This is a genomic window from Empedobacter sp. UBA7611, from assembly GCF_002484365.1.
In the GTDB taxonomy this organism is placed as follows: domain Bacteria; phylum Bacteroidota; class Bacteroidia; order Flavobacteriales; family Weeksellaceae; genus Empedobacter; species Empedobacter falsenii_B.
The window spans coordinates 1-22626 of sequence record NZ_DLJR01000059.1; the positions used below are offsets into that span (position 1 = coordinate 1).

A 22626-nucleotide genomic window follows, 5' to 3' on the forward strand; every position below is an offset into this window, starting at 1 on the left:
GTTTTTATTAAAAGCCTCAAGTGAATAACTTGAGGCTTTTTTTGTGGTTATGGATTTCGCTTTAAGCTGAACTGTAAGCTTTACGCTAACTCAAAACTATGTTCTATAAAACGAGAAGCTTCTAGTCAGTTAATAAGAGGCTTCCTTTTTACAACTAACTTAGAACTCGAAAACACCTCTATAATCCTCTCAAGGGGATATTTTGCTTAGATTTTTATTCTCTAAGCCTTAAATCTTGCGTCTTATAACTTAAGATTCTTCATTTCGCTAAGTTCCAAGTAACAGTATTATTTTTGTTTATAATTTAAATTTAACAAGCGAACGCCCAAATTTATTATCTTTACTCAAAACCTAAACATTATGGAAGAAAATCAATTTGATAATCAATTGTTACCAAAGGAAAGTTGGTTTAAACGCAATTGGAAATGGGTAGTGCCTGTTGGCTGTTTATCGTTTGTCATTTTATTTTTTGGATTGTTAATTGGAGGCGCTTTTTGGGGTTTTAGTAAGTTAACATCTGATAGTGATGTGACGAAACATGCAATCAATATTATCAATCAAAATCCTGAAGTTCAGCAAAAATTGGGTACGGATGTTAAAACGAATGGAATATTTAGTGGAAATATTTCTGTATCGAATAATACTGGAGAAGCTAATATTTCTGTTCCAATAAAAGGGACAAAAGGTTCTGGAACTGCAATTATTGTTGGAGAGAAAGAATTTGATAAATGGAATTATGAAAAGATCGCTGTTCAGGTTGATGAAACTGGAGAAGTTATTGAAATAAATAAAGTAAAAGAGTAAGCTAACGAATGAGTTAGCTTTTTTTGTTTTACATTATTGATAAAGATTTAATTGTTTATTCAAAATAATAATTTTACTTTTGATTAACATTTGGTGCGAACTTAATCGTTCGGTAACAGGGAATCAGGTGAAAATCCTGAACAGACCCGCTGCTGTAAGCTCCATATTTTTTTTAGATACATAGATCCACTGTTCATAAAATGGGAAGGATTTCTAAAAAAGGAGTAAGTCAGAAGACCTACCAAAATGATAAATGTTGAATGCTTTCGGGGACTAAAGCGTGAAGTTCAAATTTTGGATAGGTTCGTCCTTTCAATACTTCTTCATACACTCTCGTTAGCAACAATTGATTATTGCTAAATGAGAAATCTAAAAACTATAATTATTTGTTGCAGCTTGATTTTGCTTTCATGTCGCATTGCCTCTGCGCAAATTATTCATGATAGTATTTTAGAGCTTCAGCAAGTTAATATCTTAAAGAATAATGCAAAAGCCGTTGTTCCTGTTCAGGAATTGAAGGGAGAGCAACTAGAGGCTTTAAATAGCCATTCTGTGGCTGATGCTGTTCGTTTTTTTGCAGGTGTGCAAATCAAAGATTACGGTGGAGTTGGAGGTTTAAAAACTATTGATGTTCGTGGGATGGGATCTCAACATGTTGCAGTTTTTTATGATGGAATTCAATTGGGAAATGCACAGAATGGAATTGTCGATTTAGGGAAATTTTCTTTAGACGATATGGAAGTGATTTCTTTATATAATGGTCAAAAAAGTAATATTTTTCAATCGGCGAAAGATTATGCTTCTGCTTCTGCAATTTACCTTCAAACCAAAAAACCTGTTTTCATTGGAGATAAAAAAACTAATGCCACGCTTCGTTATAAGTTAGGTTCGATACAATTAATTAATCCTTCAACAAGAATAGAACAAAAAATTACAGATAGGTTATCTGCTGTTTTGAGTGCAGAATATATTAAGTCTAATGGAGAATATAAATTTCGATATCGACGAAATAAATTAGATGGGACAAAGGCTTATGATACAGTTTTGAAACGTAGAGATGGACAAGTTGATGCGAAACGTTTGGAATTAGGATTGATCGGAAAAGGAAATCAATCGAATTGGAATGTAAAAGGATATTTGTATGATTCGGATCGAGGAATTCCTGCGGCAATTGTTCGTGGTCGATTTGATGGACGTGGACAAACTTTGGTTGATAGAAATTATTTTGTTCAAGGTAAATATGAGAAACGATTCAGAAATTTTCAATCGAAGATAAACGCAAAATTTGCTTACGATTTCACTCATTATACAGATACAGTTTCAACAGTAAAAACAGAAAATAAGTACACACAACGCGAGTTTTATGTTTCTTGGACAAATCTTTATTCGATTACAGATAATTGGGATGTGAATGTTGCAACAGATTATCAGTTTAATAATATGGGAGCAGATTTAAAGAATTTTTCTTTTCCTACTCGTCATACAAATCTTGTTGCATTTGCGTCAACTTATCGTCTTGGAGGTTTGAGTTTACAAGGAAGTTTATTGGGAACTTTTGTAAAAGAATCAGTAGAAATGAACACAAGTGCGCCTGATAAAAATATATGGACGCCAACAATTATTGCCAATTATCAACCATTCAAATCTCACGATTTTAATATCAGAGCGTTTTATAAACGTATTTTTAGAATGCCAACATTCAACGATTTATACTACACAGACATTGGTTATGCGAATCTTCGACCAGAATATTCTACACAATATAATGTTGGTTTTACTTATTCTAAATCATCTCAAAATTTCTTCAAAAATATTACGATTCAAGCCGATGCTTTTTACAATGAAGTAACTGATAAAATTGTGGCTGCGCCTTCTGGAAGTTTGTTTCGTTTCACGATGCTCAATTTGGATGAAGTCAGAATAAAAGGGTTGGATGTTAAAATTCGATCAACATTTCAATTAGGAGAAATAGAGGTTTCGCCAATGCTTAACTATGGTTTTTTGCAAGCGTTAGATTATTCGAATCCTAAAAAAAGTTACTACAAAAATCAAATTCCATATACACCAAAACATAGTGGTTCTTTTGTTTTAGCGGCTTCTTATAAAACATGGAATTTTAATTACAGTTTTATTTATGTGGGCGAACGTTACAATGTTCATCAAGATAATATTAAAATAAATCGTCTTAATCCTTGGTTTACAAATGATTTAGGAATACATAAAGAATTTAGGTTGAATCAAAATTTGTTCAAAGTTTCTTTTGAATTAAATAATATTTTGAATCAGCAATATGATGTGGTTTTAAATTATCCAATGCCAGGAAGACAATTCAAACTAATACTAAGCGCAAACTTATGAGAAATTTCAAACAATTATTCGTCTGTTTTTTAACAGCAATCACTTTTTATGCTTGTCAACAAGATACTTATTTGATTGAGAAAGAAGAAGAAGGTGTAACTGATCCCGAAAAAACAGATGTCGTTGGTTTTTATTTGCTAAACGAAGGAAATATGGGAAGCAATATGGCTACGGTAGATTATATGGACTTTACAACAGGAACTTATAATCGAAACATATATGCAACCGTAAATCCTACTATGGTAAAGGAATTGGGAGATGTTGGGAATGATATCAAAATTTATGGAAATAAGTTATATGCGGTTATCAACGTATCAAATTTTATCGAAGTAATGGATGTAAGAACAGCCAAACATCTGGGAACAATTCCTTTAGAAAATGGTCGTTACATCACGTTTGCAAATGGGAAAGCTTATGCATCTTCGTATGCTGGTCCTGTTACAATCGATCCGAAAGCGCCTTTGGGAAAAGTGGTCGAAATAGATACGATTAATTTATCGGTTACGCGACAAGTGACCGTAGGTTATCAGCCAGAAGAATTAGAAGTTGTTGGGAATAATTTGTATGTAGCAAACTCAGGAGGATATCGAGTTCCTGAATATGATAAAACGATTTCTGTGATTGATTTATCAACGTTTAAAGAAACTAATAAAATTGATGTTGAAGTAAACCTTCATCGTTTAAAAAAAGATGCAGATGGCGATTTATATGTGACTTCTCGTGGTGATTATTACAACGTTCCATCAAATTTATATGTGTTGGATAGTAAAACGCATCAAATCAAAAAGAAATTTGATATTCCTGTTTCTAACTTTACAATTGTTGATAACAAACTCTATTATTATTCAAACGAATTTAGTTACACAACTTTCGAATACACAAAAACTTATGGTGTAATTGATACCAAAACAGAACAAGTTATCAACAAAACATTGGTCAATGATCCTGTTATTAATGAAATCGAAACGCCTTACGGAATTGCTGTAAATCCTCAAACCAAAGATCTTTTTCTAACCGATGTCGGAAATTATGTTTCGATGGGTTACATCTATTGTTTTGATAAAAATGGTGCTTTTAAATGGAAAACTGCTGCTGGAAATATTCCTGCTCACTTTGCTTTTGTCTATAAATAAAATTTACATATGAAATATTCTAAAATCTTACTAACCGCACTAAGTTTTGCTTTAATACAAAGCTGTAGTGATGATGAAAACATTATCGAGACTAATCCTGATAATGCTACTTTACAAGTATCTTATGATGCAGCACGTTTAAAAATTGTTTCAATTGAACCAACTGTTTCTGGTTTCGAAAATGCAACATATACATGGAAACTTGGCAATGAAATTATTGGTAATGAGAAAACCTTAGGTTTTGTTTCTGATAAAGTTGGTGCTTACGATTTAACATTAGAAATTACTTCAGGAGTAACTTCTAAAACGATAAAAACAAAGGTTAATGTTACACAAGAATTATCTACTTACAGTAAATATATTTCTCAAGTCTTTGATTATTTGCCAGCAGTTGGACAATTCACAAATGCTTTACCATCTTATGTAACAGGAGAAACTCAAGCTGATATGACAGCCAAAGCTGCTAAGGCTTTAGTAGGAGAAAAATCTACAATGATTACACTTGGAGGTTACGGAGGATATGTGGTATTTGGTTTTGACCATACGATTATGAACCAACCAAACAAACGCGATTTTAAAGTTTTAGGAAATGGTTTTGCTGGATCTTCTGAACCTGGAATTGTGATGGTTGCATATGATAAAAATAAAAACGGAAAACCAGATGACGACGAATGGTACGAAATTGCAGGAAGTGAGTACACGAATCCAAATACAATAAAAAATTATAGTATTTCTTATCAAAAACCAACCGAAGAAGATAAAATACCTAATCCTGAATATGTAAAATGGACAGATAATCAAGGAAATTCAGGTTATAAAACTAAAAATTCTTATCATAAACAATCATATTATCCATTGTGGTTTGGTTCGGATCAGTTAAAATTCTCAGGTACACTTTTGGAAAGCAATTATACAGAGAAAAATGGTATTTGGACTGGTAAACAATTGGCTTATGGTTATGTAGATAATGCACCAAATAATAGCGAAGATTCAAACATTGATATCGATTGGGCTGTTGATAAAAATGGTAATCCAGTTAAGTTAATGGGAATCGATTTTATCAAAGTTTACACAGCAACAAATCAAGAAGCAGGTTGGTTAGGCGAAATCTCAACAGAAGTTGCAGGAGCTTATGATTTGCATTTATAATATAACAAAACTAAATAAAATGAATTTTAATTTTACAAAGAAACTATTCTTTAATTTCTTATTTGCTACATCATCAATCTTTTTATTGACTTCTTGTAATAATGATGACGACAATACTGAATTAGTAGATCAACAAAAATATGAAACCTTAGATTTATCAAAGTTTGATTTAACAAAAGGAACTACTACAGCCGGAGGAAAAATTTGGGAAGGTACTTATACAGAAGACGCTGAATTAACTTCAGGTATTTTCAAGTTTAAACATACAGCTTGGCCAGAGTATTTAACATGGATGGGATTCACGGTTTCTAATAGTAATGACAATTCTGATCAAATAGATAAAGAAGGCGGTTGGTTAGATAATCAATGGGGTACAATGGCAAAAGGTGGTGCAGATGGACAAGGAACACCATTTTTAGTCTCTTTCGCTGATCACAAACCATCTGAGAAAGTTTTGAAATATGGAGAAGAAGTTAAGATTGACAGATTTTCGAGTGTAGTAGAAATTACTGATACAGCTAATAAATACAAAGCAAAAAATGTAAAATTAGCAATAAGCCCTTGGTCTTATTATGGGATTCTGAATGGTGATGCATATGCAAGAAAGTTTGTAAAAGGAGATTATTTCGCGATTCATATTTATGGTGTTTCAGCAAATAAACAATTGACTACAGAAAAACCTGTAACTCATTATTTTGTTGATTTTAGAAATGGAATAAATAATATTTCAACAAATTGGCAAGATGTGGATCTTTCTGCTTTAGGAGAAGTTAAATATTTAATGTTCTTTTTAGAAACTACAGATGTAGGAGATTGGGGAGCAAACACAGCATTATACTTTACAATGGATAAACTAAAAGTAGAAAAAATTCAATAATCTAACATTCTAAATATTTTTATCCGAGGCTGTCATTTTTGGATGATGGTTTCGGATTTCTAAAAAAACAATACATTAAGAAATTTTTACTTTCGATTTTTACAATAGCTGCAATTCAAACAAGTTTTGCACAAACAAAAGAATACACAAACGGCGTTTTTATTGTGAATGAAGATTGGTTTGGTAAAGCAAATGGATCAATTAATTTTATGAATCTAGATTATTCTATCGATTATAATATTTACAAAACTGTGAATACCAATGAAGAATTAGGAGTTACGCCTCCTTTTGCAACAATTTATGGTGATAATTTTTACATTGTTTCGAAACAAGGAAATCGTTTAGTTGTTGCAGATTCGAAAACATTACAGAAAAAAGCAAGTTTCGAAACAATTGGTGCTGATGGTAGAAGTTTTCTTGGGATTAATAGTAAAAAAGGTTATATAGGATCTGCAAAAGGAATTTATCTTTTTGATATTGAGAATTTAAAAATTGGTTCTCTGATTGATGGAACTTCTAAAGTTGGTCAAGTAGGAAATATGATTCGTACATCTAAATTTGTTTTTGCTGTTTCAAGTACTGGAGGAATTTTAGTTATCGACCCAAAAACACATCAAATAAAACAAACGATTGCTGGAAGTTTTATTTCAGTTGTGCAATCTAAAGATGGAAATGTATGGGGAGCTTTATCTAAAAAATTAGTCAAAATAAATCCTACGACTTTAGAAACTACAGAAATTGCTATTCCTACGAAAACAGTTCCAACTCCTTCTGCTTGGAATGCTGGTACTTTTTGTTCTTCAACACAAGATAATAGTATTTATTTTCTATCAGGAATCAATGTTGTGAAATACGATGTAACAAATAATAAATTTGAAGAAACTTTTATAGAAATTCCTGGTCAAGATACGACACCAAAGGAAACATATTATGGAGCAGGTTTAAGGATTGATCCATTGACAAACGAACTAGTATTAACTACTATTGGTTCAGGTTGGGGAACTAATTCGCAAATTAATTTTGTTCATAGATTTTCTGATAACGGAAGTCTTAAAAAATCTGTGAAATTAAGTGAGTATTATTGGTTTCCTTCAATGCCTGTTTTTCCAGATAATGCAGCACCAATTATCAATGATTTAGAGACGACTTATCATATCAATACAGCAACAACAATTGATTTGAAAGATAAAGTTTCTGATTTAGATAATTTATCAGCAGCGATTGTAAAAGATTTAGAAATCATTGAAAATGATGATGTAGCTGAAATTTCGATTAATGAAAAAGATGAATTAGTAATTAATCCATTAAAAAATGGTACAGCTAAAATCAAAATTTCTTTCAATTCGAATGGAAAAGTTGTTTCACAAAACATCACGATTTCATCAGCTGTTTTAGGAACAAGTGATCTGAATAAATCATCAATTAATGTTTATCCAAATCCTGTTAACAATGTATTGTTTATCGAAACAAATGAAGCTTCAAAAGTTGAAATTTTCGCTATTACAGGAACTAAAATGACAGAGAAAACACTTCAAAAAGGGAAAAATCAATTAGATGTTTCTTCTTTACCAAAAGGTGTTTACATCATAAAAGTTAACAATTCTACTTTCAAAGTAATCAAAAAGTAGTGTGTTATTTATTTGTGGAAAAAAGGTTGAGCATTGCTCAACCTTTTGTTTTTTATTAAATATTGATTCCGTACGTATTTTTTATTTCAGCCATCACAAAAGAGCTGTGCGTACTCCCGATGCTTTCTAAAGCGCCCAATTTATTGAAAACAAAATCTTGATATTGCTTCATATCCAAAACTTGTACTTTTAAGATAAAATCATATTCGCCCGAAATATTATAACATTCCACCACTTCATCAATCAACAAAATATCTTCTACAAGTTTATTCCCAATCGTGCGATCATGTTGTTTTAGCTTGATGCTGCAAAAAACCATAAAGCCTTTGTTCAGCTTTTCTGCATCCAAAACCGCTCTATAATTTTTGATATAACCTTGTTGTTCCAACCTTTTTATACGTTCAAAAACGGGTGAAGGAGATAAATTAACTAAAGCAGCAATTGCTTTTACTGTCAATTTCGAATCTTTTTGTAGAATTCTTAATAATTCTAAATCGGTTTGATCTAATGTTTCCATCCAAATAATATTCTTTTCAACACGATATTTTATCGTTGTTTAAGTGTTTTGTTTTGTAAAATTAATCATAATAAGTGGTATAATCTTATTTTTTCGAGTTTTACAATCGTTTATTTTGTCTTGTTACATTTGTAAAGAAATAAACAACAAATTATTGGGGAATCGTGTGAGAATCACGAGCTGTCGCGCAACTGTAAGTAATGCAAATTACAAGTCAGATTACCAATAGAAACAAAAGATGATACTTTCGCGATTTGAAGTCTGTCTGTCAAAATAGGTTTACTATTTATCAACTCGCGTTTGTGTTTTTGAACATTAAAAAACAATCAAAATGCAAACACAAATTTTAGGTTATCCAAGAATTGGCGCTAACCGTGAACTAAAAAAAGCCTGCGAAAATTATTGGGCAGGTAAAATTGAACTACAAGCTTTATTGCAAACAAGCCGTATAATTACCAAACAAAATTGGGCTTTGCAACAAGCTGCTGGAATTGATTTAATTCCGTGTAATGACTTTTCTTTTTACGATCAAGTTTTAGGTTTTACGTTATCAGTTGGTGCAATTCCAGCACGTTTCAATATGGTTGCGTTAAATAAAAAGAATTCAGAATTAGACTTGTATTTTGCGATGGCAAGAGGCTATCAAAAAGATAATTTAGATATTACAGCGATGGAAATGACAAAATGGTTTGATACCAATTACCATTATATCGTTCCAGAATTTGTAAAAAATCAAGAATTTAAATATTTCTCAAACTCAATTGTAAACGAATTTATCGCTGCTAAAAAAGAAGGTTTTAATCCAAAAACTGTTTTAATTGGACCGATTACGTATTTATTATTAGGAAAAGAAAAAGAAGAAGGATTTGATCGAATTGACTTAATTCAGAATTTATTGCCAGTTTACTTTGAAATTATTCATGATTTAATCAATCATGGAGCAAATACAATTCAGTTCGACGAACCTTTTTTAGCTTTAGATTTAGAAGAAAAATCGAAAACGGCTTATCAAGAAGTTTACAAAAAAATAAGAAAAGAATTTTCTCAACTTACAATTCAGGTTGCAACTTATTTTGATGGATTGAAAGATAATACAGCTTTAGCAATCAATTTACCAATTGATATTTTGCATCTTGATTTGGTTCGAGACGAAAATCAAATCGATGAAATATTGAATCAAATTCCTTCTCAATTAAAACTTTCTTTAGGTTTAGTTGATGGTAGAAATATTTGGAAAAATGATTTTCAAAAATCACTTTCAACGATAGAAAAAGTTGTGAACAAAATTGGAGAAAAACGAGTTATTATTTCAACATCTTGTTCATTATTACATTCGCCTTGTGATTTAGATTTAGAAACAAACGAAAAAAATCTTCCGACAACAATCAAAGATTGGTTTGCATTTGCTAAGCAAAAATTGGAAGAAGTTGCTTTCTTAAAAAATTATTTCTCAAATCCGAATGATGAAAAATTGATTCAACAATATGAAGCGAATCAATTCTCTATTAATAATAGAAAAAATTCTTTATTAATTCATCAAACTCAAGTAAAAGAACGAGTAAATGCAATAAAAGATGAAGATTATAATCGTGCAAATAGTTTTGGACAGCGAAAAATTGTGCAACAAAATGTGCTGAATCTTCCACCTTTTCCTACGACAACAATCGGCTCTTTTCCACAAACACAAGAGGTGAGAAGTTGGCGTGCGAAGTATAAAAAAGGAGAATTATCTGCCGAAGAATATGATGTTTTATTGAAACAAGAAACCAAGCGTACAATAGAATGGCAAGAGGAAATTGGCATTGATGTTTTGGTGCATGGTGAATATGAACGCAATGATATGGTGGAATATTTTGGTGAAAAAATAGCAGGATTTGTCTTCTCTAAAAATGGTTGGGTTCAGAGTTATGGAACGCGTTGTGTAAAACCGCCGATTATTTTTGGTGATGTTTATCGCCCTGTTCCAATGACGGTTTATTGGTCGAAATATGCACAATCTATCACAGAACAAAAAGTAAAAGGAATGTTGACAGGACCGGTTACGATTTTGCAATGGTCTTTTGTTCGAGATGATCAACCAAGATCTACGACGTGTAAACAAATTGCATTGGCGATTCGTGATGAAGTTTCGGATTTAGAAAAAGCTGGAATTAAAATTATTCAGATTGATGAACCTGCAATTCGAGAAGGTTTACCATTGAGAAAAGATGAATGGCAAAATTATTTGAAATGGGCGGTTGATTCATTCAAATTAGCTTCAAGTAATGTTGATGATTCTACTCAAATTCATACGCATATGTGTTATTCAGAATTCAACGATATTATTCAAAATATTGCTGATTTAGATGCGGATGTTATTACAATTGAATGTTCACGTAGTCAAATGGAATTGTTAAATGCTTTTTCAGATTTTAATTATCCAAATGATATCGGACCTGGAGTTTATGATATTCACTCGCCTCGCGTTCCGTCGAAAGAAGAAATGGTTGATTTGATAGAGAAAGCGGCAAAAGTTATACCGGCAGATCAATTATGGGTGAATCCTGATTGTGGACTAAAAACGCGTCATTGGGAAGAAACCGAAAAAGCTTTAATTGAAATGGTTGCGGCGACAAAAGAATTAAGAAAAATATATACGCCAAAAGCGATTTAAGCTTAACATCCTACTTTTATGATTTAAGTAGTGTAGTGTTATTTATTTGTGAAGAAAGGTTGAGTAACGCTCAACCTTTTGTGTTTTAATAATAATTTATCGTTCGTTTTACAACATATTTCAATTCTCCATTAGTTGAAATAGAGGCTTTTATCCAATTGTTTTTCGAATCATATTCATACGAAACTTGATAAGAAGTTAAAACAGTTTGTCCATTTCGGAACGATTGTTTTTTAAAGTTGACAATTTCATTTTTCGAATCAAAATCAGCTTGATAGGCTAACGTTTTATTGGCATCAAATGATTGTAATTTAGAAATATTTCCATTCTCAAAAAACATTATTTTGCTCGAATTTCCAGCAATTTCTTCCTGAAAAATAGGCGTTTCTTTATCATAAATATAATACGATTTTCGTCCTTTTTTTCCATCAAAAGAAGTCATTTCATCCAAAACCAATAAACCATTTTTGTTATACGTCAAATTATTTTCACTAATTGTAGAACCTTCCACTTTTGTCGTGATTTTATTCAATTTATTCGAATAATTAAAAATCGTTTCATAATTAGATTTTGACGATTTCCCTTCAATCTTTTCGGTCAAGTTTATCAACCGATTTTTATTGTCATAAACAAAGGTTTTGTCTGAAGCAATTCGTTTTGGATCTTCACCATTGTTAATAACTATATTCGTCTGTTTGTCAATAAAATTTGAGTTATTGTAGTCATAATTAACATAGTTATAAACAGCTAATTTTCCTTGATAATCCAAATAATTTGTTCGCTTTATTAACAATCCTTTTTGATTAAATTCTAACGAAATTTGATTGTAAAACTCATTCTCCAAAAAAGGTAAAGTTGTGGTATTTCCTTTTGCATCTGTTGCAGTTGAAGTCACTTTTTCAACCTTTCCTTTCAGATTAAAATCAGCTAAAGTTGTTTTAACTTCATAATCATTTGTCGAAATTTTTTGTGCAAAACTACATGTCGAAACAAGAATTGTACATAAAAGTATAATAGGATGTTTCATGATTAATTATTTCTTCAATTCATACCAAAAGCAATCCAAATCCCACATGTCCAGATGAAAAGTTTCAGTGACTTCGAAACCGATTTTTTCCAACACATTTCTTGATGCTGCATTCTCTGTATGTGTTATGGCATTTAGTTTAAAATCAGTCATATTTTCACGATAAAAATCCATGCAAGCTTTCGCAGCTTCTGTCGCATAACCTTTTCCCCAAGTTTCTTTTCGGTAACGGTAGCCAAAATCTAAGAAATCAAATCGATTGTTCATTGTTTCTTTTTCGGTCATGTATTTAAAACCAGTCCAACCAATCATTTTTCCCGATTCTTTCTCTATAACAGCCACTCGTCCATGTCCAAGTTCGTTGTATTGAATCAATAAGTTTTCGATGATTTCTCTTGTTCCATCAATCGTTTTAATTGGTTGATTTTTCAGAAATGTATGCACTTCTGGTTGAGAATCCATCTCATAAAAATCCTGCAAATCATCTATCGTAATTGGACGAATTATTAAACGCTCCGTTTCTAAAGTTGGTAAATATTTCATATTTATTGAGTTAAGAATAATCTTTATTGTAAATCAGATTAAATTATTTTTATATTTACAGCTAATCTATTACTAAAATACATAAAATGAAACAACAAAAAGTATCTAATGCTTTTATAGCAGCTTCTTGGATTGCTTTAGGCTCGGGAATGATTGGATATATTATTGGATTGACGCGCGCCGAAATGGAATTAAACGAGAAAGGTTATTACTTTACCGTTCTTTTATTTGGACTTTTCGCTGTAGTATCTTTACAAAAAGCGGTTCGAGACCGATTGGAACAAATCCCTGTAACCGATATTTATTACGGAATTTGTTGGTTCGGAACCATAGCTTCAATCACACTTTTAATTATAGGTCTTTGGAATGCAACAATCTTACCTTCGGAGAAAGGTTTCTATGCATTTGCTTTTTTATTGGCAATTTTTGGAGCTATTGCTGTACAAAAAAATACAAGGGACAATATGGCTAATTAATATTTTTTGGGCGTTCCCTACGGGCGGGCTTTTCGTTACAATCTTTGCTATTCAGCAAAGGATTTTCACTACAATCCCTAACGCAAAATAAAAGTAAAAGCCTCGCAATCTAATTGCGAGGCTTTTATCTATATTCTCAATACTAAAATCTAGTATCTAAAATCTTTTTTATCCAACGATATTAATGATTTTTCCAGGAACAATAATGATGTTCTTTGGCGTACGATCACCCAATTGTTTGATGGTACGTTCGTCATTCATTACAATTTCTTGAATTTCATCTTTTGACAACGATAAAGGTAATTCTAACAAGAATTTCATTTTACCATTGAATGAAACTGGATATTCTTTTGCATCTGCAACTAACCATTTTTCTTCGAAAATAGGGAAATCTGCATGCGCAATTGACGTTTCATGTCCTAATTTTGACCATAATTCTTCTGCAATATGCGGTGCATAAGGCGAAATAATAATTGCCAAAGGCTCTAAAATTGCACGTTTAGTTGTTTTTAATTTTCCTAATTCGTTTGCCGCAATCATAAAAGTAGAAACCGATGTATTAAAAGAGAAATTGTTTACATCTTCGTCCACTTTTTTGATGGTTTGATGCAACACTTTCATTTCTTCTTTTGTTGGTTCATCTTCTGAAACGAAGAAAGTTTCTTCTGCTCCTGAATGATATAATCTCCAGAATTTTTTCAAGAATGAATAAACGCCAGATAAACCTTGTGTATTCCATGGTTTAGATTGCTCAACTGGACCTAAAAACATCTCGTATAAACGTAATGAATCTGCTCCATATTGATTACAAATATCATCAGGATTTAAGACGTTGTAATATGATTTTGACATCTTTTCAACTTCGCGTCCTGTGATATATTTACCATCTTCTAAGATAAATTCAGCATTAGCAAAATCTTCGCGCCACGCTTTGAATTTTTCTGTATCTAATTCGTCTCCTCCGTCTTTTAACAACTTAACATCAATACGGATTGGAGTTGTTTCATGCTGATTTTTCAAAGATTTGGAAACAAAAGTATTTGTTCCATTAATTCTATATGCATAAGCGGTCATTCCCAAAATCATTCCTTGGTTGATAAGTTTTTTTGCATACTCATCCGTTGGAACTAAACCTTTATCGAATAAGAATTTTTGCCAAAAACGAGAATATAATAAGTGACCAGTAGCATGCTCAGATCCACCCATGTATAAATCTACATTTTGCCAATAATCAACAGCCTCTTTAGATACAAAATCGTTGTCGTTTTTTGCATCCATATAACGTAACCAATACCAAGAAGAACCTGCCCAACCTGGCATTGTATTTAGTTCTATTGGGAAAATAGTTTCGTTATTGATTAAAGTATTATCTACAACTTGATTAGTTGTTGTATCAAAAGCCCATTTTGTTGCACGCCCTAATGGTGGCTCACCTTCAGATGTTGGTAAATATTCGTCCACTTCAGGTAAAATAATTGGTAAAGCTTCTGTAGGAATTGTGTAAGGCATCCCGTCCTTGAAGTAAACAGGAACCGGTTCTCCCCAATATCTTTGACGAGAGAAAACAGCTTCGCGTAAACGGAAGTTTGTTTTTCCTTGTCCAAAACTTTTTTCTTCTAAAGCTTCAATCGCTTTTGCAACCGCTTGTTTATAATCTAATCCGTTTAAGAAATCAGAATCTTGTAATTCGAATCTACCTTTTTCTGTAAAAGCAGCTTCAGAAATATCTTGATTTTTGAAAATATTAATAATTGGTAAATTGAAATGATTTGCAAAAGCAAAATCACGTTCATCACCAGCAGGAACAGCCATTACAGCTCCAGTTCCATAAGAAGCCAATACGTAATCACCAATCCAAATCGGAATTTGTTTTCCTGTAAATGGATGAATGGCGTAAGCCCCGGTAAATTCTCCTGTAATATTTTTAGCATCCGCTAAACGATCACGTTCAGAACGTTTTGAAGTATAATCGACATAAGCATCAACTTTTGCTTTGTTTTCTGCTGTTGTAATTTGAGAAACTAAAGGATGCTCTGGCGCTAATGTTACATAAGAAACACCAAAAACAGTATCAGGACGAGTAGTAAAAACTTCAATTTTGTCATCGTTTCCTACAACATCAAAAAAGATTGATGCACCTTGCGATTTACCAATCCAATTTTTTTGAGATTCTTTGATCGGATCTGGCCAATCTAATTTATCTAAACCAGTTAATAAACGATCAGCGTAAGCCGTGATACGCATCATCCATTGTGTCATTTTTTTGCGCACAACAGGGAATCCTCCACGTTCAGATAATCCGTTAATTACTTCGTCATTCGCTAAAACAGTTCCTAAATCTGGACACCAGTTTACTTCTGCTTCTGCTAAGAAAGTTAAACGATATTTTAATAAAATTGCTTGTTGTTCTTTTTCAGAATAGGCATTCCATTGCTCTGCCGTAAAGATTTCAATATCATCATCTGCCACAGCATTTACATTTGCATTACCTTCAGTTTTGAATGTTTCAACTAATTTTGAAATGGATTCAGCTTTATCGGTTGAATTATCATAATATGAATCAAATAATTGATTGAAAATCCATTGTGTCCATTTATAATATTCAGGTTCCGAAGTCCTAATTTCACGGTCCCAATCGTATCCCAAACCAATTTTTTTCATTTGGTTCTCGTAACCAGCAATTACATTTCCTTGTTTATCAACACCACCTTCGATATTCGTTGTTGTTGTAATCGCAGGATGTTGACCAGTTTGAATCGCATATTGTTCCGCAGGCAAACCAAAAGAATCGTAACCCATTGGGTGTAAAACGTTGAAACCCTTTAATTTTTTGTATCGAGAATAAATATCAGACGCAATGTATCCAAGTGGATGACCTACGTGTAATCCTGCTCCAGAAGGGTAAGGAAACATGTCTAATACGTAAAATTTAGGTTTTTCTGATTGATTTTCAGCTTTGAACGTCTTGTCTTCAATCCAAAATTTTTGCCATTTTGGTTCGATTTCATTCGGATTATATTGCATTATTGGAAGTTATATTAAAATTAAATTTATGCAAATTTACATTTTTTATGTATCTTTTAGGATAGAATGGCGATATTTGTACATTAACAATCAACAACTAAACCAAATCCATGAAAAAAGAATTGATATTATATTATATCGGTATCCTTATTTTTTTTACTGTCCTTATTTTTTCTGTTCGTCATATTGTAAATACAACACGTATTTTTGTGGGGTACGAAGATGGTTTTAATCCTATTAATATCAAATGGAATTTTGATAAAAAGGATTCAACACTTCGTGTCAAAGATCCTATTTATGTCAGAAGTGATTATTATTTGATTGATTATAAAGACAAAGCATTCTTAAAAAAAGATACAGTTCTTTATGCTGAACTTTTTGAGGATTCATTGGCTGTAAAAGGAAATGTATTGAATTTGAAACCTCCTTATTTTTTGTGGAAAGAGGCAAAAAACGACACGTTGAAAGTTTTTAAACACAACATTACCTTGAAGTTTACGAAGCGAGAATAGTATTAAGCTTTCTGTAAATAGAACGAAAAAGTAGAGCCTTTTCCTATTTTACTTGTTACATAAATTTTCTGTTTATGAGCTTCTAAAATATGTTTTACAATTGCCAAACCTAATCCAGATCCACCATTGTTACGATTTCGAGATTTATCAATTCGATAAAAACGTTCGAAAATTCGGTCAATGTCTTCTTGTTTTATCCCAACGCCTTGATCTTTTATTGAGATTTGAATTTTATCATCATATTCTTCAAAATCGATGTCAATTTCTGTATTTGGATTAGAATAATTGATGGCGTTTACGATCAAATTGATTAAAACCTGTTGAATTTTCTGAATATCACCTACAACTTTTATTGGTTGATGAATAGGATAATTTAGAGAAATTTTGATGTTATTTTTTTCAGCTTTAATTTCTAATAAATCAATAACGTCTTGTACAAGCGCCGTCAAGTTGAAAACTGAAAATTCGATATTGATTCGTCCACGTTCAAGCTCTGCAATCATGTCCAAATCTTTGACCAAATAAATCAATCGATCAACCGATTTATTGATTCGGTTTAAGTATTTATCGCGAATAGATTCATCTTCAACTCCACCTTCAATCAAGGTTAATAAATATCCCTGAACTGAAAAAAGGGGCGTTTTTAATTCATGCGAAATATTTCCAAGAAAATCTCTTCTGTAATTTTCTCTCTCATTCAAAACATCAATTTCTTTGGATTGATCTTCTGTAATTGTAGAAATTTTTTGAGAAAGTTCTTCAAAATCCATTGTGCTGGATTGAAATTGTGGAATATTTTTCGAGATTTCAGTAAAATCTTTTCTTCGTTGATTTTTTAAAGAAAACCAATAAAATATTGATAATCCAATCAATAAAAGAAGCATTAAACTAATGAAAAATAGTTTTTCTTGGAGAATAAAATCAATATTTCCAAACCATAAAAAAGAGAACAAAACAAATCCTAAAGCCAAGAATAATGTACTGAGAAAGGCAAATAGAAAGATGTTTTGAACTTTGAAAGTTGAAGCCATTACGAGCTTTTAGTCATTTATTTTGTATCCAATTCCTTTGATTGTAGAGAAACGATCGTTCCCAAATTTTTCGCGTAATTTGCGCATATGTACGTCAATTGTACGTCCGCCAACTACAACTTCATTTCCCCAAACTTTCTCCAAAATTTCTTCACGTTTGAAAACACGTTCTGGATTTGAAGCTAATAAAGCAATCAATTCAAATTCTTTTCGAGGTAACAAAAAGTCTTGTCCTTGGTAATTTACTTTATAGGTTTCGCGGTTAATCTCGAAATTATTCAATTTGATGAATTCGTCTTTTGCCGCTTCGTTAGGTTGTTTTAATTTCAATAAAGCATTTAGTTTACTAATTAAAACTTTTGGTTTGATAGGCTTTAAAATATAATCATTTGCACCAGCATCATAGCCAGCTAATTGAGAAAAATCTTCGGCACGAGCAGAAAGAAAAACGACCAAAGTATCTTGAAAAGAATCTAATTTTCTCAACTCTGCACACATTTCCATTCCGTCCATTTGTGGCATCATTACATCTAATAGAATCAAATCTGGGCGAAAAATTTTGGCGTGTTTCAAACCTTCTAATCCGTTTTGAGCTGTTTCTACTTCAAAACCTTCTTTTTTTAAGTTGTAACCAATGAATTCTAAGATATCTGGTTCGTCGTCAACTAATAAAATTTTAATGTTCTTCATAATTGTTTGTAATAACTAAATAAAATTAGTCGATGTAAAATTAAGCTTAAATTTTAGGAGAAATTAGGTAAAAACATTTCTTAACATTCATTTAAAGTTACGATAATTTCATAACAATTACCTAACAAAACCTTTACAATTTCTAAAAATGTTTTTCATTGGATTGCAGCAACTTTGCCATCAAACAAACACGAATTATACAATCGCAATGAAACGCAATTTAACTTTACTTTTATTATTAGGTTCGGCAGCACTTTTTGCACAGACTAATATTAAATTAGAAGGAACTTTATTTGATCAAAAAACAAACCAACCACTTTCTGAAAAAACTTTTGTGGTTGAAGGATTAAATATTCAAGCAAAAACAGACGATAAAGGTCACTACGAAATTTCTGTTCCAGATGATACGTATCAACTGGATATTAAAGTAGACGGTTATCAATCTGTTTCTCAAAATTTATCAGATTCGAATACATTAAATATGTATTTGAAACCAGAAGATTTAAAAGATACAAAGATTGATTTATCTACAGCTGTTGTAACAGGTAGAAAAGATAAATCTGGAGAAGCTTCTTTACTTAATATTCAGAAAAAATCTGTAAAAATGGTAGAGAATATTGGTGCAGCAGAATTGGATCGTAAAGGTGTAAGTGATGCGGCTTCGGCAGTTGCGAAAATGGCTGGTGTTACAAAACAAGAAGGTACAGGAGATGTTTTTGTACGTGGATTAGGAGACCGTTATAATTATACTTCATTGAATGGTTTACCAGTTCCGTCAGAAAATCCTAGTAACAAGAATATTAAATTGGATTTATTTCCAACAGACGTTATTGATTATATTTCGTTGAGCAAAACATTCAATGTAAGAATGATGGCTGATTTTGGTGGAGCAAATATTGATATTTCATCAAAATTATATGAAGGAAATGGTTTATTAGAAATCGGAACAGGATTAAATTTGAATTCTAACGCGATTACCAATAAAAACTTCAATTTGCAAGATGGACCAAATTGGTTTGGTTTTCAAAAAACAAAAATTCCAGCAAATGCAACAACTGGATATCATTTTACAAATAGTTTCAATCCGCAATCTAAATCTGCTGTAGCTGGAGGTTTCAATATAAAAGGAGGAAAAAGTTACAAGTTTGAAAACGGAGCAAAATTCGGATTCTTTGCAACAGCTGCTTTTGATAACTCAGCGCAAAGTATTGAGAAAGGTTTAGCGGCTTCTGTAAATGCAGAAGGAGCGTATTTTAATAACTTTAAAAACTATACTAAAGATAGCTATAATACGAATACTACAGGAATGGTGAATTTGTATTATGATTTTAATCCAAATAATCGATTAAGAGCAAATAGTATTTTTATTAACAATACTTCTCAAAGTTTACAAGAGTATAGAGGTTTTGTTATTGATTTAGTAAATGATGATAATCATGAAGGATTTATACGTAGAGGAACTTACGAAAAGAATCAAGTTTTTGTGAATCAATTATTAGGAGATCATAGATTGGATGATAAATCTGAGTTTCATTGGGGGATTTCTTACAATACTGTGAAACAAGATATGCCAGATCGTTTGCAAAATACGATGCGTTTGGATAAACAAACAGGTCAATATTTTTTAGCAACTCAAGATGCTTCGTTAAGTAACCGTTATTACCAAAATCTTAATGAGAACGAAATTTCGGCAAACTTAGAATATAATCGCGTTTTTGGTGGAGACTTGAAAGATTATAAAGCTAAAATCTCTGTTGGTTACCAAGGTAGACATAAAGAAAGAGATTTTGAGGCAAATCAATTTAATATGAAGTTTACAAGAAGTGGTATTCAAGCTGATCCAAATAATTTAGACGCAGTATTCAATCAATCAAATTTTGGAGAAGATAAATTGTTTACCATTACTACGTTCGATGAGGATGGAAAAGGAAACTATCGTGCTCAAACTTATAATGGACAAAAAGATATTCAAGTTGGTTTTGCTGAGGTAGAATATAATTTTACAGATCGATTAACAGCTGTTTTGGGCGTTCGTGCAGAATATCTTAAACAAAGTATTGATTGGTACACAGCTTTATCTAAAGGAGAACGCTCATTCGATCAATTCGAATTATTACCAAGTTTGATGTTACGTTATAAATTAACAGATAATCAAAACTTACGTTTTGCTACATCTAAAACATATACACTTCCTCAATTCAAAGAAACTGCCATGTTTGTTTATGAAGATGTAACAGAAACTTTCCGAGGAAATCCAATGTTGTATCCTTCGACAAATTACAATGCAGACATTAAGTGGGAATGGTTCCCTAAAAATGGAGAAGTAATCTCTTTTGGTGGTTTCGGAAAATATATTCAAGATCCAATCAATACAACAACAATTGCTTCATCATCTAATGATATTTCTTATGCAAATACAGGTGATTGGGGATATGCAATTGGTGCAGAACTAGAGGTTAGAAAAGCAATCTTGGATAACAAAACATCGAATCCAGAGCAGTTAACAATTGGTTTTAACGGAGCTTACATGTATTCTAATCAAGAGTTAGATAATGAGAAAGTGTATAACGAAACTTTGTTTAATGGACAACGAATCAATACCAATTTTACGAATAAAGAAGATGCATTTACAGGAGCTTCTAAATTTATTACGAATGCAGATTTATCTTATTCTAAGAAATGGGCAAGTGGAGGAAGTGTAATGGCGACTGTGGCTTATAACTATTTCTCTGATCGTATTTATGCGCTTGGAACTGAAACAAGAGGAAATCAAGTCGATAAAGGATTTAGCACATTAGATTTCATTTTACGTTCAAAATTGAATAAAAATATTGGAATTAATTTCTCTGCTAAAAACTTATTAAACCCTACAATAGACCGTGTACAAGAGAATTTGAATGGAGATGTAAAAACATTAAGTTATAAAAAAGGAATGAACTTCGGTTTATCTGTTAACTATCAATTTTAAAAACAAAATAAAACAAACACAATAAAACATTTAATTATGAAAAAATCAATTTTAAAACTATTTTTAGTAGGTGCATTTTCTACATTAGCATTAACAAGCTGTAGTAATAACGACGATAATGGAGTAGAAGAAACAAATCCTTCTGGCTTTGTTGCGAATCCTGCTGATTTTAAAGGTCAGTTGAAAAGTGGAGATAAAATTACATTAGATGCATCTAAAACATATTATCTAACAGGAGCTTTACAAGTAAATGAAGGAGCAACACTTACAATTCCTGCTGGAACTAAAATTATTGCCAATGGAGGTACTTCATCATACATAGCTGTAGCACAAGGAGGACAAATATTCTCTAACGGAACTTCCTCTAAACCTGTTGTATTTACATCAGAAAAAGGAACTCCAGGATCTTGGGGAGGGATTGTTTTATGTGGTAAAGCACCAATCAACAAAGCAAAATCAGCAACAGCAGAAGTTTCTGAGTTAACATATGGTGGTGATGTAGCAACAGATAATTCTGGTACAATCACATATACACGTATCGAGTATGCAGGTGCAATTTTTAATAACAAAAAAGAATTTAATGGACTTTCTTTATTTGGTGTTGGTAACGGAACTAAAATAGAATATGTTCAATTATATGCTGGTTCTGATGACGGAATTGAGTTCTTTGGAGGAACTGTTAACACAAAATATATCGTATCAAATGAAAACGAAGATGATCAATTTGACTGGACAGAAGGTTGGGTTGGTACAAACGAATATTGGTACGGAAAAGAAGGTCGTAACAAAGGAAATAGAGGTATAGAGGCTGATAATAATGATAGTAACAATAATTTAACACCATTCTCAAATCCAATTATTAAGAATGTAACTTTAATTGGTTTAGGTAAAGATTATGTAGGAGAAGGTGAAAATCAAGCGATTAAATTACGTCAAGGAACAAAAGGACAATTAGAAAATTTTGTTTTAGCAAACTGGGCAAAAGGTATCGATATTGAGCATGATGTTACTTTAGGTTGGACTTCAAAAGATTTATTAGTTAAAAATGTTCAATTTATTAATGTTAATACAGAATCAAGTGGAAAAACTTCTGCAGGTGCTGCTGTGGATGTAACCAAATTCTATTCAAAAGCTAACAATACTGGAGCTGGAAATGGTGTAGACACACCAACTTGGGCAAAAGGATGGACAGTAGGTCTATAATTAAATCCATATAAAGAAAAAACTTTTCTTATA

General features: G+C 31.8%; 17 protein-coding genes and 2 riboswitches. Of the genes, 11 read left to right on the forward strand and 6 right to left on the reverse strand.

The features are described 5' to 3' along the window. Positions 1-360: 360 nt before the first annotated feature. The 6 genes from B3R94_RS10025 to B3R94_RS10050 all read left to right on the forward strand — a co-directional run bounded on the left by B3R94_RS10025 (position 361) and on the right by B3R94_RS10050 (position 7949). Positions 361-804, forward strand: coding sequence for a cytochrome c oxidase assembly factor Coa1 family protein (locus B3R94_RS10025; protein WP_286474506.1), 444 nt, complete (start codon positions 361-363; stop codon positions 802-804). A gap of 74 nt (positions 805-878) precedes the next feature. After that, positions 879-1065, forward strand: a riboswitch (cobalamin riboswitch). 99 nt (positions 1066-1164) lie between these two features. Beyond that, positions 1165-3162 (forward strand): TonB-dependent receptor, encoded by a 1998-nt coding sequence (locus B3R94_RS10030; protein WP_291100552.1) that lies wholly within the window; start codon positions 1165-1167, stop codon positions 3160-3162. Beyond that, complete coding sequence (locus tag B3R94_RS10035; protein ID WP_291100554.1) at positions 3159-4295, forward strand: YncE family protein; 1137 nt, start codon at positions 3159-3161, stop codon at positions 4293-4295. Before B3R94_RS10030 ends, B3R94_RS10035 begins: the two co-directional genes overlap by 4 nt. 9 nt (positions 4296-4304) lie before the next feature. Then, positions 4305-5444 (forward strand): PKD-like domain-containing protein, encoded by a 1140-nt coding sequence (locus B3R94_RS10040; protein WP_291100557.1) that lies wholly within the window; start codon positions 4305-4307, stop codon positions 5442-5444. Between the two features lie 19 nt (positions 5445-5463). After that, entirely contained in the window at positions 5464-6321 is an 858-nt protein-coding gene (locus B3R94_RS10045; RefSeq protein WP_052217978.1) for a DUF4465 domain-containing protein, read from the forward strand. A 38-nt stretch (positions 6322-6359) separates the two neighbouring features. After that, the gene (locus B3R94_RS10050; RefSeq protein WP_291100561.1) at positions 6360-7949 is read left to right on the forward strand and encodes a DUF5074 domain-containing protein; all 1590 of its coding nucleotides are present in this window, start codon (positions 6360-6362) and stop codon (positions 7947-7949) included. Positions 7950-8004: 55 nt separating this feature from the next. Here B3R94_RS10050 and B3R94_RS10055 read toward each other — a convergent pair whose 3' ends face one another. Then, on the reverse strand, positions 8005-8466 hold the full coding sequence (locus B3R94_RS10055; RefSeq protein WP_038336827.1) for an Lrp/AsnC family transcriptional regulator: 462 nt from the start codon (positions 8464-8466) through the stop codon (positions 8005-8007). Between the two features lie 109 nt (positions 8467-8575). Next, positions 8576-8711, forward strand: a riboswitch (cobalamin riboswitch). Positions 8712-8797: 86 nt separating this feature from the next. Between B3R94_RS10055 and metE the strand changes: the two genes are divergently transcribed. Continuing rightward, a complete protein-coding gene (metE, locus tag B3R94_RS10060; RefSeq protein WP_291100563.1) occupies positions 8798-11119 on the forward strand; it encodes a 5-methyltetrahydropteroyltriglutamate--homocysteine S-methyltransferase in 2322 nt (773 codons plus the stop codon). An 85-nt stretch (positions 11120-11204) separates the two neighbouring features. Here metE and B3R94_RS10065 read toward each other — a convergent pair whose 3' ends face one another. Together B3R94_RS10065 and B3R94_RS10070 are read right to left on the reverse strand one after the other, a co-directional pair. After that, positions 11205-12146 carry a hypothetical protein gene (locus B3R94_RS10065; protein ID WP_291100566.1) on the reverse strand — a complete coding sequence of 314 codons (942 nt, stop codon included), beginning with the start codon at positions 12144-12146 and terminating at the stop codon, positions 11205-11207. A 6-nt stretch (positions 12147-12152) separates the two neighbouring features. After that, positions 12153-12689 (reverse strand): GNAT family N-acetyltransferase, encoded by a 537-nt coding sequence (locus B3R94_RS10070; RefSeq protein WP_291100569.1) that lies wholly within the window; start codon positions 12687-12689, stop codon positions 12153-12155. Positions 12690-12775: 86 nt separating this feature from the next. Here B3R94_RS10070 and yiaA point away from each other — a divergent pair, with 86 nt between their 5' ends. After that, complete coding sequence (gene yiaA / locus B3R94_RS10075) at positions 12776-13165, forward strand: inner membrane protein YiaA (RefSeq protein WP_038336823.1); 390 nt, start codon at positions 12776-12778, stop codon at positions 13163-13165. A 168-nt stretch (positions 13166-13333) separates the two neighbouring features. Here the strand turns inward: yiaA and leuS are convergent, their stop codons facing one another. After that, positions 13334-16189, reverse strand: coding sequence for a leucine--tRNA ligase (leuS, locus tag B3R94_RS10080; protein WP_291100572.1), 2856 nt, complete (start codon positions 16187-16189; stop codon positions 13334-13336). 110 nt (positions 16190-16299) lie between these two features. On the opposite strand from leuS, the gene B3R94_RS10085 reads away from it, so the two are divergent. Next, positions 16300-16701 carry a hypothetical protein gene (locus tag B3R94_RS10085; protein WP_038336819.1) on the forward strand — a complete coding sequence of 134 codons (402 nt, stop codon included), beginning with the start codon at positions 16300-16302 and terminating at the stop codon, positions 16699-16701. Positions 16702-16703: 2 nt separating this feature from the next. On the opposite strand, the gene B3R94_RS10090 is transcribed toward B3R94_RS10085, so the two are convergent. After that, entirely contained in the window at positions 16704-17732 is a 1029-nt protein-coding gene (locus B3R94_RS10090; protein ID WP_038336818.1) for a sensor histidine kinase, read from the reverse strand. A 9-nt stretch (positions 17733-17741) separates the two neighbouring features. Next, the gene (locus tag B3R94_RS10095; RefSeq protein WP_125348867.1) at positions 17742-18422 is read right to left on the reverse strand and encodes a response regulator transcription factor; all 681 of its coding nucleotides are present in this window, start codon (positions 18420-18422) and stop codon (positions 17742-17744) included. A 148-nt stretch (positions 18423-18570) separates the two neighbouring features. On the opposite strand from B3R94_RS10095, the gene B3R94_RS10100 reads away from it, so the two are divergent. Together B3R94_RS10100 and B3R94_RS10105 are read left to right on the forward strand one after the other, a co-directional pair. Then, entirely contained in the window at positions 18571-21390 is a 2820-nt protein-coding gene (locus B3R94_RS10100) for a TonB-dependent receptor domain-containing protein (protein WP_291100575.1), read from the forward strand. Between the two features lie 36 nt (positions 21391-21426). Beyond that, complete coding sequence (locus B3R94_RS10105) at positions 21427-22593, forward strand: hypothetical protein (RefSeq protein ID WP_180905500.1); 1167 nt, start codon at positions 21427-21429, stop codon at positions 22591-22593. The last annotated feature ends 33 nt before the right edge of the window (positions 22594-22626 follow it).

What these genes read in the sequence shown, in the direction of transcription:
- B3R94_RS10100 (WP_291100575.1), top strand. Translation starts at nt 18,571, where the DNA reads ATGTTTTTCATTGGATTGCAGCAACTTTGCCATCAAACAAACACGAAT.
- B3R94_RS10105 (WP_180905500.1), top strand. Translation starts at nt 21,427, where the DNA reads ATGAAAAAATCAATTTTAAAACTATTTTTAGTAGGTGCATTTTCTACA.
- B3R94_RS10095 (WP_125348867.1), bottom strand. Translation starts at nt 18,422, where the DNA reads ATGAAGAACATTAAAATTTTATTAGTTGACGACGAACCAGATATCTTA.
- B3R94_RS10065 (WP_291100566.1), bottom strand. Translation starts at nt 12,146, where the DNA reads ATGAAACATCCTATTATACTTTTATGTACAATTCTTGTTTCGACATGT.
- B3R94_RS10070 (WP_291100569.1), bottom strand. Translation starts at nt 12,689, where the DNA reads ATGAAATATTTACCAACTTTAGAAACGGAGCGTTTAATAATTCGTCCA.
- B3R94_RS10090 (WP_038336818.1), bottom strand. Translation starts at nt 17,732, where the DNA reads ATGGCTTCAACTTTCAAAGTTCAAAACATCTTTCTATTTGCCTTTCTC.
- B3R94_RS10045 (WP_052217978.1), top strand. Translation starts at nt 5,464, where the DNA reads ATGAATTTTAATTTTACAAAGAAACTATTCTTTAATTTCTTATTTGCT.
- yiaA (WP_038336823.1), top strand. Translation starts at nt 12,776, where the DNA reads ATGAAACAACAAAAAGTATCTAATGCTTTTATAGCAGCTTCTTGGATT.
- B3R94_RS10040 (WP_291100557.1), top strand. Translation starts at nt 4,305, where the DNA reads ATGAAATATTCTAAAATCTTACTAACCGCACTAAGTTTTGCTTTAATA.
- B3R94_RS10085 (WP_038336819.1), top strand. Translation starts at nt 16,300, where the DNA reads ATGAAAAAAGAATTGATATTATATTATATCGGTATCCTTATTTTTTTT.
- B3R94_RS10025 (WP_286474506.1), top strand. Translation starts at nt 361, where the DNA reads ATGGAAGAAAATCAATTTGATAATCAATTGTTACCAAAGGAAAGTTGG.
- B3R94_RS10055 (WP_038336827.1), bottom strand. Translation starts at nt 8,466, where the DNA reads ATGGAAACATTAGATCAAACCGATTTAGAATTATTAAGAATTCTACAA.
- B3R94_RS10035 (WP_291100554.1), top strand. Translation starts at nt 3,159, where the DNA reads ATGAGAAATTTCAAACAATTATTCGTCTGTTTTTTAACAGCAATCACT.
- leuS (WP_291100572.1), bottom strand. Translation starts at nt 16,189, where the DNA reads ATGCAATATAATCCGAATGAAATCGAACCAAAATGGCAAAAATTTTGG.
- metE (WP_291100563.1), top strand. Translation starts at nt 8,798, where the DNA reads ATGCAAACACAAATTTTAGGTTATCCAAGAATTGGCGCTAACCGTGAA.
- B3R94_RS10030 (WP_291100552.1), top strand. Translation starts at nt 1,165, where the DNA reads ATGAGAAATCTAAAAACTATAATTATTTGTTGCAGCTTGATTTTGCTT.